The 12,178-nt window shown below is 65.5% G+C and carries 8 protein-coding genes and 1 CRISPR repeat array (1 of these 9 cut by a window edge); all 8 genes read left to right on the top strand.

The window, feature by feature from the left end:
• Positions 1-17: 17 nt before the first annotated feature.
• The 8 genes from cas3 to cas2e are packed head-to-tail and all read left to right on the top strand — an operon-like array spanning position 18 to position 9,203.
• Positions 18-2,969 (top strand): CRISPR-associated helicase Cas3', encoded by a 2,952-nt coding sequence (gene cas3, locus EL340_RS05980; RefSeq protein WP_126413855.1) that lies wholly within the window; start codon positions 18-20, stop codon positions 2,967-2,969.
• On the top strand, positions 2,966-4,633 hold the full coding sequence (casA, locus tag EL340_RS05975) for a type I-E CRISPR-associated protein Cse1/CasA (protein ID WP_126413854.1): 1,668 nt from the start codon (positions 2,966-2,968) through the stop codon (positions 4,631-4,633). Before cas3 ends, casA begins: the two co-directional genes overlap by 4 nt.
• On the top strand, positions 4,630-5,358 hold the full coding sequence (casB, locus tag EL340_RS05970; RefSeq protein ID WP_126413853.1) for a type I-E CRISPR-associated protein Cse2/CasB: 729 nt from the start codon (positions 4,630-4,632) through the stop codon (positions 5,356-5,358). The genes casA and casB overlap by 4 nt, the downstream gene beginning before the upstream one ends.
• A 2-nt stretch (positions 5,359-5,360) precedes the next feature.
• Positions 5,361-6,488 (top strand): type I-E CRISPR-associated protein Cas7/Cse4/CasC, encoded by a 1,128-nt coding sequence (gene cas7e / locus EL340_RS05965; RefSeq protein ID WP_126413852.1) that lies wholly within the window; start codon positions 5,361-5,363, stop codon positions 6,486-6,488.
• Positions 6,488-7,204, top strand: a complete 717-nt coding sequence (gene cas5e, locus EL340_RS05960; protein WP_126413851.1) for a type I-E CRISPR-associated protein Cas5/CasD — start codon at positions 6,488-6,490, stop codon at positions 7,202-7,204. The genes cas7e and cas5e overlap by 1 nt, the downstream gene beginning before the upstream one ends.
• The gene (gene cas6e / locus EL340_RS05955; protein WP_126413850.1) at positions 7,195-7,875 is read left to right on the top strand and encodes a type I-E CRISPR-associated protein Cas6/Cse3/CasE; all 681 of its coding nucleotides are present in this window, start codon (positions 7,195-7,197) and stop codon (positions 7,873-7,875) included. The genes cas5e and cas6e overlap by 10 nt, the downstream gene beginning before the upstream one ends.
• A 3-nt stretch (positions 7,876-7,878) precedes the next feature.
• Positions 7,879-8,817 carry a type I-E CRISPR-associated endonuclease Cas1e gene (gene cas1e / locus EL340_RS05950; RefSeq protein WP_126413849.1) on the top strand — a complete coding sequence of 313 codons (939 nt, stop codon included), beginning with the start codon at positions 7,879-7,881 and terminating at the stop codon, positions 8,815-8,817.
• Positions 8,811-9,203, top strand: a complete 393-nt coding sequence (gene cas2e, locus EL340_RS05945; RefSeq protein WP_126413848.1) for a type I-E CRISPR-associated endoribonuclease Cas2e — start codon at positions 8,811-8,813, stop codon at positions 9,201-9,203. The genes cas1e and cas2e overlap by 7 nt, the downstream gene beginning before the upstream one ends.
• A gap of 56 nt (positions 9,204-9,259) precedes the next feature.
• Positions 9,260-12,178: a CRISPR direct-repeat array (repeat unit 28 nt; unit sequence GTAAACCCCGCGCGAGCGGGGATGATCC) (it continues 650 nt past the right edge of the window).

Raw genomic sequence — 12,178 nt, 5'->3', positions numbered from 1 at the left:
CAATGAAGGAGTCCTCTGTGACGCTCTCGGCGCAAGCGCGATCCGTGTGGGCCAAGTTCGGTTACGACCCTGAGAGTCGCCACTGGCTGCCACTCTGGCTGCATCTGCTCGACGCCGCAGCGGTGGCCGAGCACCTTGCCAGGCACTGGCTGGCCCCCACCGCCCGCGAACTCATCGAGCGCGAGCTCGCGGACTCCGACGCCGGGCTGTCCCCGGTGGAGGAGTTCTGCCTGCTCGCCTCCTGGATCGCCGGCGTCCATGACATCGGCAAGTGCACTCCGGCCTTCTCCGTCCAGGTCCCGGGACTGGATGACCGGATGAAGGAGGCGGGACTGATCCACGAGCCGGTTGATCCTCTCGAGCGGCGCAAGCTCCCGCACGCCCTGGCGGGGCACGTGATCCTGGAGAGCTGGCTCATGGACGAGCACGGCTGGGACTATGAACCGGCCGTGGCCCTGGCCTCGGTTGTCGGAGCCCACCACGGCATCCCGCCCACGAGGGCAGCCCTGACCACCGACTACTCCGGGCACGAGCACCTGCTCGGCGAGGGCAAGGCCTGGAGCGCAACCCGTCTTGAGCTCCTCGAGCTCGTCTCACGATGCACTGGTGTGGCGGCTCTTCTCCCTCACTGGGCGCGGCGCAGGTGGTCTCAGCCCTTCCTCGTGGAGCTCTCGGGGCTGGTTATCGTCTCGGACTGGATCGCCTCGACCGAGGCGTACTTTCCACTGCTGCCCCTCCAGGAGGATGGGGTGCAGCTGATCGTCCCCGAGGCCCACGCGCTTCGTGTGGCCACCGGCCTGTCACGCCTGGAGATCCCCGTGCCATGGAGACCCCGAGATGAGGGTGCCGACTCCAGCTCACTGCTCACCAGCCGCTTCGACCTGCCCGACGGCGCCCGCGCCACCGACGTCCAGACACGCACGCTCCAGGCCGCTCGCACCATGGACCTGCCCGGTCTGCTCATCGTCCAGGAGTCCACAGGAGGAGGGAAGACCGAGGCCGCCCTCATGGCCGCCGAGGTGCTTGCCGCACGCACAGGCCGCTGCGGGGTACTCTTCGCCTTGCCCACCCAGGCGACGACGGACGCCATGTTCTCTCGTGAGCTCGACTGGCTGGAGAGGATCGAGGAGGCCTACGCCGGCGAGGGCGCACCCTCCGACTTCGCGGCTCAGCTCCTGCACGGGCGCTCGCGGTTGAACAAAGAGGCACAGCTTCTGCGACGCCGCGGCTACGAGATCCGCGATCGGCTCCTCGGGTCACTCGATGACACGAGCGGTGACTCCCCACGTCCTACCTGGATCGGATGGGACGAGGAGGAGGCCCGGACGGACCGCGTCACCGGCGCTGAGGACGGTCATAGAGCAGATCTCGCGATCCTGGCGTGGTTCAACGGACGCAAGAAGTCGATGCTGTCGGACTTCGTCGTCACCACCGTGGACCACCTGCTCTTCGGGGCGATGCGCTCCCCGCACCTGGCCATGCGGCACCTGGGGCTGTCCCGCAAGGTCGTCATCGTTGACGAGGTGCACTCCTACTCCACCTACATGAACGTCTACCTGGACCGGGTACTGACCTGGCTCGCCGCCTACGGGGTGCCGGTGGTGCTCCTGTCGGCAACGCTGTCCGAGGCCCGCTGCTCGGCCATGGTCGATGCCTACCGTCGGGGCCTGCGGCTGGCGGCGGGGGAGCGCGTCCGCCGCCAGCCGGCTCCCGACGCCGTGCACACGCCCTTCCCCTGCCTGGTCACTGCTGGTAGGGAACGTACCGAAGTTGTTCCGACGGCGTCGGGACGGCGCAGTACGGTCCATCTCAGACGGCTCGCGAAAGATGCTCTGACCCCGCTCCTGGAGGAGGCCCTCGTCGACGGCGGCTGCGCACTGGTGGTCCGTAACACGGTGCGACGTGCGCAGGAGACCTATGAGTTGCTGCGCGAGCGCTTCGGTGAGGAGGTCAGTCTCAACCACGCCCGCTTCACCATCGGTGACCGGCTCGCCAAGGACAAGGACCTCCTCGACCGATTCGGTCCTCCGCGCAAGGCAGGGAAACGTCCGAGCCGGGCCATCGTCGTCGCCACTCAGGTGGTTGAGCAGTCCCTTGACGTGGACTTCGACCTGATCGTTACCGATCTCGCTCCCATCGACCTGCTCCTCCAGCGCATGGGGCGCCTCCACCGCCACGAGCGGCCGCGGCCGCCCAGGCTCGCCGTACCCACCTGCTACATCGACTGGTTGCCGTCGACGTCGTCCCCTGAGCCCTCGCTGGAGCCGGGAGCCAACGCGATATACGGCGAGCAGGACATGCTTCTGAGCGCGGCCGCCCTGGACCGGGTCATCGACGGTTCCGGCATCGTCACCGTTCCCGATGACGTCCACGACCTCATTGAAGCTGTCTACAGCCTTGATGCTCCGGTGCCACCGTTATGGCAGGAGGCCGTCACCCGCGCTCGAGAGAAATACGTGACGAGCAACCGAGCGAAGCATGACGCTGCTCAGGGATACCTCCTGGATGAGCCCGAGCAGAGCGGGAGAGGCGCCTCCCTGATCGACTGGCTGCATGCAACGGCTTCCGACAATGAGGAGAAGGGACGCGCGCAGGTCCGCGACGGTGAGGACTCCCTGGAGGTCATCCTTCTGGACCTGCGCCGGACAGGCGGGCAGGAGGAGCTGCGTACCCTACCGTCCGCGCCTGAGGCGCCTGGTGCCATGATTCCCACCGACTGCGCCCCGGACAAGAGGATCGTGCGTGCTATGGCCCTGTCCGCCGTGAGGCTGCCCCCAGGCCTGAGCAACCCGAGCAGGATCGACCAGGTCATCGATGAGCTGGAAATACGTGTCGTACCCGCCTGGCAGGATGACCCACAGCTTCGCGGACAGCTGTTCCTCCTCCTGGAGGGCGGTCGGGCGCAGCTGGCCGACACCGTACTCGAGTACTCCCCATCCACCGGGCTCAAGGAGGTCCATTCCCAATGACACCGAACTTCAATCTTCTCGACGAGCCCTGGATCCGGGTGACTCGGCTCGACGGTGCCCCCGACGAGGTATCCCTTCTCACCCTCTTCCGGGAGGCGACGGACATCGCCGGGATTCATGGTGAGATCGCCAGCCAGGACGTGGCCATCCTGCGCTTGCTGCTGGCTATCAGCCACCGCACCATGGACGGGCCGGAGGACCTGGACACCTGGCGGGAGTACTGGAACGACCCTGAACGCCTGGGGCAGGACGCTGTGGCCTACCTCGAGCGTTTCCGGGAGCGCTTCGACCTGCGGGACCCGGACCGCCCATTCTTCCAGGTAGCAGGAATCCATGCAGCCTCGGGCAAGACCTCGGGACTGGAGACGCTCATCGTGGATGTCCCCAATGGCAACCCTTTCTTCACGACCCGTATTGCTCAAGGACTGGAATCCCTGAGCTGGGCGGAGGCGGCCAGGTGGCTGGTGCACGTTCACGCGTTCGACCCGTCCGGTATTCGTACCGGGGCGGTCGGCGATCCTCAGGTCAAGGGAGGAAAAGGGTACCCAATCGGCCCCGGATGGACGGGGCAGATCGGTGCCGTGACAGTGACGGGTGAGAGTCTGGAGCGGACGCTGCTCCTCAACACCGTCGTCTGCGAGAACCTTCCTGACCTGGTTGACGTCGATCCCGAGCAGGATCTCGCGCCGTGGGAGCGCGAGGCCGACGGCCCGGCGGGTTCTCATGATCTGGAACCTATGGGACCTGTTTCCTGCTATACGTGGCAGACGCGCCGCGTGCTGCTGCACGGCGACGACGCGGGCGTCACCGGACTCTTTCTCGGCAACGGAGACAAGGCAACACCCCAGAACCGGTATCTGGTCGAACCGATGACCGCATGGCGTTACTCAGAGCCTCAGACTAAGAAGCTCAAGGCACCCGTCTACATGCCGCGCAAGCTGCCGACGGACCGGGCCTTCTGGAGAGGGCTGTCGACCCTTGTGGCTCAGCTGAGCCCAAGGATCACGGTCAAGGGTGCTGGGGACGTGACACGGTACCGTTCTCCCGGCGTCGTCTCCTTCTACCAGGAACTCATGCGCCGCAGGATCGTGCCTGCAGGAGGCCTCATTCACCTGCACGCCGTCGGCATCGAGTACGGGGCTCAGGAGGCGGTTGTCACCGAGCTTGTCGACGACGTCCTCTCGCTGCCCGCCGGCCTACTCGACTTCGAGAACAAGCGGCTGCTCGCCGTCGTGCGCGGCGCTATGGAGGAGACGGAGCAGGTCGCCTCCGCGTTGCGGAGCCTGGCCGTGAACCTGGACCGCGCTTGTGGCGGGAGCCCGGATACGGCATCGGCTGTGCGCGAGCACGCCAGCGCCACCTTCTACCAGGTGATTGATGAGCGCTTCCCCCGATGGCTCGCCTCCCTCGACGGCGCGGAGCCAGCCAGCGCCCGTGACCAGTGGCGCGAGCTGCTGCGCTCCGAGGCCTGGCGGCAGCAGGAGGCACTCGCATCCGCCGTACCGGACACCGCCTTCGCCGGACGCGGGGAGGGCAAGGGTCGAATGGACGTCGGCAAGGCTCTGTTCTTCTTCCGACGCGCTCTGAACACGGCGATACCGGCACCTGCGCACCAAGACACGACTGTTGAGAACAATGAGAACGCAGAAAGGACACCGGCATGACTGTGTCGGATACCAGTGCACCAGCGAACGCGGCAAATGCGGTGCCGCCCGGAAACCCTCCACGGGCGTATCGTCCGCGTCTGGAGGAGAACGCGGGGCGCCTTGTCAACCAGCGCATTGGCGGAACGAAGCAGCGAGAGGGGCTCCAGTCCCGTTATCGGCGCAACGAGGCCCGGGCGCGCGGCGAGTTGGCCGTCCTGCGCAAGGGTGCGAACAGACCGCCCGGTGAGCTTCCCGAGATCTGGGAGCTCACCAGCGTCCATGTTCCCGATTATGTGGACGATGCCCCCACGTGGGAGGAAACGGCCGTCCACACCGCCATGACGCTCTACGCCGTGCACCAGCAGTCACGAACCGAGCCCATGTTCGTACCCGGGAGAGGACTCGGCCACGCGGCCCGCATCCTGATCGGCCCACCGGACGACGAGAACCCCTCGGCCCGAGCACGCTTCAACGCTCTGGTGACCTCGACAACCGTCACCGAGCTGCGCCACCACCTGCGGGGCATCATCTCGCTGTTCCGAGCCCGGAGCATCCCCCTGGACCACGCGATGCTCGCCGACGACATCCTTCACTTCCAGCAACCCGGCGGAGCCAGAAAGGTTCGCCTGGCCTGGGCGCGGCAGTACCAGTCCCTGCCCGTCGAGCCCCCACTGACCACCGACGATGCCTCCCCGGCATCCGATCCCGTTTCAACCACCACTGCGCCGAACCCGGAGAACTGACCATGAGTACCTACGTCGATATCCACATCATCCAGAACCTGCCGCCCTCCTGCGTCAACCGGGACGACTCGGGTTCGCCCAAGTCCGCCGTCTACGGTGGTGTCCGCCGTCTGCGGGTCTCCAGCCAGTCCTGGAAACGAGCGACGCGCCTGTACTTCAACGAGCTTCTGGACGCCGAGGACGTCGGCGTGCGCACGAAGCGAGTCGTCGAGGTCCTGGCCTCGAAGATCGCGCAGGATGCACCAGAGCTGACGGACGATGCCACCACTCTCGCCGAGGGCGTCTTCAAGGCGGCCAAGATCAAGCTCTCGTCTCCGCGCGGTAAGAAGGACGGGGCTCAGGAGTCCGGCTACCTTCTGTTCCTGTCCACCAGCCAGATTGCGCGCCTGGCCGAGCTGGCCATTGCCTCGGCCCGCGACGGCGAGGCACTCGACGCCAAGACGGTCAAGAAGATCTTCAAGGAGGCGCACGCCGTCGATATCGCCCTCTTCGGGCGGATGGTGGCTGACGACACCGACCTCAACGTTGATGCCGCCTGTCAGGTGGCCCACGCTATTTCCACGCACGCCGCCGAGAACGAGTACGACTTCTTCACCGCCGTCGATGATGAGAAGAACCGCTCTGAGGAGGAGGACGCCGGTGCCGGCATGATGGGAACGGTCGAGTTCTCATCGGCCACCATGTACCGCTACGCCACCGTCAATCTCGACATGCTGGTTGACAACCTTGGGGACGGAGATGCCGCGTTGCGGGCGCTTGAGGTCTTCATCAAGGGTTTCTGCCTGTCCATGCCCACCGGCAAGCAGAACACGTTCGCCAACCGGACCCTGCCGGAGACCGTCGTCGTCTCCGTCCGCGATGACCAGCCTGTCTCTCTCGTCGGTGCCTTCGAGGAGCCGGTGCCGGAGGCCTCCGGCCACGGTTACGTCGACCGTTCGGTGGGTGAACTGGCCCAGTACGCCGAGACAATCGGGAAGAACTACGGGCTGGCGCCACTGAACAGCTTCGTCGTCGCCCTCAAGGACTCCGACGCCGTCTCCTCACTCGGTGAACGCGTATCCTTCACCGACCTGCCCGAGCGGGTCCGTCAGATCGTGGCTCCACGTGTGAGCCGTGAGGAGCGGAGCTGATGACCGTCCTCCTCCTGCGAATCGCAGGACCTTTGCAGGCTTGGGGGGTGAAATCGCGCTTCACCGTCCGTTCTACCGAGCTCGCGCCGACCAGGAGCGGCATTATCGGCATGCTGGCGGCCGCTGTCGGTCGTCGCCGGACGGACCCGATCGAGGACCTGCTGTCCCTGCGATTCGGGGTGCGCAAGGACCAGCCCGGCCGAGTCATCAGGGACTTCCACACAGCACGCACCCTCGATGGCAAGGACTCCATGCCTCTGTCGAACCGTTACTACCTCGCCGACGCCGTCTTCCTCGCAGGTATCGAAGGCAATCGTTCTCTCCTGGAGGGGATTGACGAGGCACTTCAGCGTCCGGCCTTCCCGCTGTACCTCGGGAGGCGCTCCTGCCCGCCGACACCACCTGTGTCGCTGGGCCTCCAGGAGACAGCGTTGATCGATGCGCTTCGGGTCGAGCCGTGGATCGCCTCGCCGTGGTTCCGGAGACGGCACCACGGTCTCGGCTTCGACGCGGAGCTGCTCCTCGACCAGGAGGCTGTGCCCGCCGAGGAACGGGGAGCGGCTCAGGGTACTCGTGATGTACCGGTATCCTTCGATCCACGGCGCCGCGACTACGATTTCCGCCAAGTCGAACGACTCATGGCACGGGTGAGTGCCCCCGAGCCGGACGCTCACGACCCGATGCGTGCACTGGAGGAGGCGAACCAGTGTTCCTGACGAAGATCGATCTGGCTCCGGAACGCCGTCTCGCGCGCAAGTTCCTGGGATCACCTCAGGTCATGCACGCCGTCGTCATGGGGGCAACCGGAGGCAACGGTGGGGACGGTCCCGGACGTGTCCTGTGGCGGGTAGACCAGGGCACGACGACGGCGCTGTACATACTCTCCCCGTCCGAGCCCGACTGCTCCCAGCTTGTCGCTGAGGCGGGGGTGGCCGGTACCGAGGCACGGACTCTGGACTACTCGCCTTTCCTCGCTTCGCTGGATGCCGGACAGCTGTGGGCCTTCCGCCTCGCGGCCAACCCGTCCTACTCGGCCTCTCGAGGTCCGGGAGTGCGCGGGCAGAGGTACGGGCACGTCACTGTTGAGCAGCAGCGGCAGTGGCTCATTGACCGCACCCCACAGTACGGTTTTGAGCTCATCCCCGTGGACCGTGTCGGGGGCACCGACGGGGCTGTCGTGGTCGCGTACCGGGAGCGTCCTGTTTTCAGCCGACGGCGGTCAGAGGGTGAAGGGCGCGATCGGGTGACCATCAACCGGACCGTCTACGAGGGGGTTCTGCGTATCGCCGATCCTGAGCCTCTGCGCCGCGCGCTCGTCGCCGGTATCGGCCGGTCCAAGGCGTACGGCTGCGGGCTTATGACGCTCGCTCGGGTGCGACAGGGCTGACATATGGCCAGAATGCTGCCGGTCCCGGTGACGGCGCTGCCCCGTGTTCAGGACAGGATGTCCTTCCTCTACCTGGAGCACTGCGTGGTGCACCGGGAGGATGGTGCCCTGACCGCGCGCAACGATCAGGGCACCGTCCGCGTGCCCGCAGCCTCGCTGGTGGCTGTCTTTCTCGGTCCGGGGACCTCGGTCAGTCATCAGGCAATGACTCTGCTCGGCGAGTGCGGGACGACAGCGGTCTGGGTCGGTGAGCGCGGCGTGCGCTACTACGCGCACGGTCGTTCCCTGGCGACCTCTACCCGGTTGCTGGTGGAGCAGGCTGCCCGGGTCTCCTCTCCCCAGAAACGACTGCGGGTGGCGCGTGAGATGTACTGCATGCGCTTCAGCGGAGAGAGTGTCGAGGGGCTCACCATGCAGCAGCTCAGGGGACGGGAGGGAGCCCGGGTCCGCGAGGTGTATCGCGAGCACTCCAGGCGTACCGGGGTTCCGTGGACCCGACGCGACTACCGTCCCGATGACTTCGAGGCGTCGGACCCGATCAACCAGGCACTCTCCGCCGCGCACGCAGCCCTGTACGGTGTTGTTCACGGCGTGATCGTCTCCTTGGGCTGCTCACCGGGTCTCGGCTTTGTCCACACGGGCCACGAGCGGTCCTTCGTGTACGACGTCGCCGACCTGTACAAGGCGGAGACGACCATACCCATCGCCTTCGACGTCGTCTCCGAGGGGATGGATGACCTCACCGGCACCACGCGAAGGCGAGTTCGGGACAAGGTTTTTGAGCTCAGGATCATCGAGCGGACGGTCAGAGATATCTACCGTTTGCTCGAGGTCGAGGAGCTGGAGGACATGAGCGTTAACGTAGTTTCCTTGTGGGACTATCAGCAGCGTGCTGTGGCCGGCGGATCGAACTACGCCGGGGAGGACGCGGGAGGATGGTAGTCCTGATCCTGTCCGCAGCCCCGGCCTCACTGCGGGGCTCCATGACCAGGTGGCTGCTTGAGGTCTCTCCCGGGGTCTTCGTCGGTCATCTCTCAGCTCGAGTGCGAGAGCAGCTGTGGGAACTGGTCCGTGCATACATCGGGGATGGGCGAGCGTTGCTGATCTGGTCGGTGCGATCCGAGCAGCGGTTCGCGATCGCGTCCCTGGGCCACGATCGCGAACCGGTTGACATTGAGGGCTGCCTGGTGATGAGGACGCCCTACCGACAGATCGAGGGGACGCAGGCGATCCCCGGTGCTGTCAAGCCTCCGAAGGAGTCGTGGTCGATCGCTGCTAGACGGCGGCGCTACCGGAACTCTGCGGAGCGGGCGTTAGGTCACCAGTGAAGGTGAAAGCGGTCTGCTAGGGTAGCCCATCGTTGGGATTCCAAGGATCCGCAAGTGTAAACCCCGCGCGAGCGGGGATGATCCCAGTACAATGGTGCGCGCTGGCAGCAACGACGCGTAAACCCCGCGCGAGCGGGGATGATCCGGAAACACGTCCTCCGAATCCCAGGGCGACGGGGTAAACCCCGCGCGAGCGGGGATGATCCTTCGTGGGCAATGTCCGCGAAGAAAGAGTTGCGGTAAACCCCGCGCGAGCGGGGATGATCCCCGAGCCCGGGGTGAAGGAATGCTCGTTGACACGTAAACCCCGCGCGAGCGGGGATGATCCGGCTTGATCTCCCCACGCCTTGGTTGCGACGTCGTAAACCCCGCGCGAGCGGGGATGATCCTTCGGTGGCCACTGGGTGCCCTACTGCGATATCGTAAACCCCGCGCGAGCGGGGATGATCCGGCGTCGCGGCCACGCAGGCCATCATCGGCACCGTAAACCCCGCGCGAGCGGGGATGATCCCAGCTACGCATCACGCCACGGCGCAGAATTCGGGTAAACCCCGCGCGAGCGGGGATGATCCGCAAAACGTGACAGGGATTATTAACGCTATCAGGGTAAACCCCGCGCGAGCGGGGATGATCCCAAGGAAATCGACCGAAAGCGCGCAGAGGTTGAGTAAACCCCGCGCGAGCGGGGATGATCCGTGCATGACACATTGAGGCCGAACTTGGCGTTGGTAAACCCCGCGCGAGCGGGGATGATCCCCGTCGCCTCAGACACGCCCCAGACCCGGCTGGGTAAACCCCGCGCGAGCGGGGATGATCCCAGAGCCCGCTCAGAAGGAAGGTTAATCGACACGTAAACCCCGCGCGAGCGGGGATGATCCCCTCATTGATCGTGATCTTGAACTTCTCCTTCCGTAAACCCCGCGCGAGCGGGGATGATCCGGGCTTGTATAGGGAACCGTCGCCCTTGTCATAGTAAACCCCGCGCGAGCGGGGATGATCCCGGCTATGACAGGAGCGACGCAGCACTCTTCCGGTAAACCCCGCGCGAGCGGGGATGATCCGCATGTCATTCAGGTCTGGTGCGGCGTTGTCGTGTAAACCCCGCGCGAGCGGGGATGATCCCCGCATGTACCTGGCGGAACTTCAGAACACGGAGTAAACCCCGCGCGAGCGGGGATGATCCCATCATAATTCTTCTTCGACACGTCCCCCAGCAGTAAACCCCGCGCGAGCGGGGATGATCCCAGTCAGGCTCAGTCTCAGGCACACATCCAGAAGTAAACCCCGCGCGAGCGGGGATGATCCCGCTCAGGCGGTTGGCGCTGGTGTGGCTCAGGCGTAAACCCCGCGCGAGCGGGGATGATCCCTCCCGCCTGAGTCAGCACACCGCCGTTTCCAGGTAAACCCCGCGCGAGCGGGGATGATCCATTACCCTCATGTTTCCACGCACCCAGTTCCACGTAAACCCCGCGCGAGCGGGGATGATCCGTACGATGTGGGCGCTACAGCCGTCGCCGCCCTGTAAACCCCGCGCGAGCGGGGATGATCCCCACACCTCCACACTCTTGTCGATCCTGTTCTTGTAAACCCCGCGCGAGCGGGGATGATCCAAAGAAATTCAGCTACTACTCATTCTCTAACATGTAAACCCCGCGCGAGCGGGGATGATCCGCAGAGTGGCGAATGTGACGGACTTGACGGACTCGTAAACCCCGCGCGAGCGGGGATGATCCCATGTCGCAGTAGGGCACACCACTGACCCCGTAGTAAACCCCGCGCGAGCGGGGATGATCCGTCGAAGGTTAGGAGGTCGCCGGGCTGGATGTCGTAAACCCCGCGCGAGCGGGGATGATCCTTTCTGCGAACATATTTCGAGTTTCAGGGGAGTGTAAACCCCGCGCGAGCGGGGATGATCCCTCGGTCGTGGGCCGCCATGGAGGCGTCGCCCCGTAAACCCCGCGCGAGCGGGGATGATCCCAGATAGCCCCCGGCGTGGTTGGTCCGCCTGGGGTAAACCCCGCGCGAGCGGGGATGATCCGTGATGGGCCGCGGGCTTGGTGTACGACCAGTCGTAAACCCCGCGCGAGCGGGGATGATCCCAGTCTCCTCGCCGTTGCCAAAGATCTCAACGGGTAAACCCCGCGCGAGCGGGGATGATCCAATGGCGCCTGCCAGCAGGGCGCCGCCAAAATAGTAAACCCCGCGCGAGCGGGGATGATCCTCGACACCCCTCCCTACGGGAGGGGGCAGGAGGGTAAACCCCGCGCGAGCGGGGATGATCCGGTCAACCCGGACATGCTCCGGGCGTGGCTGAAGTAAACCCCGCGCGAGCGGGGATGATCCGTTTCTTGGGGTGCCCCTTCCAAGAAACAAGGGGTAAACCCCGCGCGAGCGGGGATGATCCTAACGGGCCTCGCCGGACTTAATCTGCTCGTAGGTAAACCCCGCGCGAGCGGGGATGATCCGCTACACCCAAGGCGATGTCGGTCGCCTACCGCGTAAACCCCGCGCGAGCGGGGATGATCCCAACCAGTCCAGTGACTCGACCCAGCGGGGGAGGTAAACCCCGCGCGAGCGGGGATGATCCGCCCGGCGACGTCATTGTCATGTCCTGGGGCGGGTAAACCCCGCGCGAGCGGGGATGATCCTATACCACGGACAGTGCCCTTAAAGGACTCGGGGTAAACCCCGCGCGAGCGGGGATGATCCCATCAATCCGGGCACCTGGACAGGTGACATGTAGTAAACCCCGCGCGAGCGGGGATGATCCGCGGATGATCGCCAACGAGCAACTCTCCCCCGGGTAAACCCCGCGCGAGCGGGGATGATCCGTACAACCGGAGGCTATTGACGATGTGAACATAGGTAAACCCCGCGCGAGCGGGGATGATCCCTGAACCGCCCGGGAAAACGGGGTAGGCACCCGGTAAACCCCGCGCGAGCGGGGATGATCCGACCCTCATCGGGTCCATCCC

Source organism: Actinomyces viscosus (genome assembly GCF_900637975.1).
Lineage (GTDB): Bacteria > Actinomycetota > Actinomycetes > Actinomycetales > Actinomycetaceae > Actinomyces > Actinomyces viscosus.
This window is presented reverse-complemented; position numbering and strand designations above follow the sequence as displayed.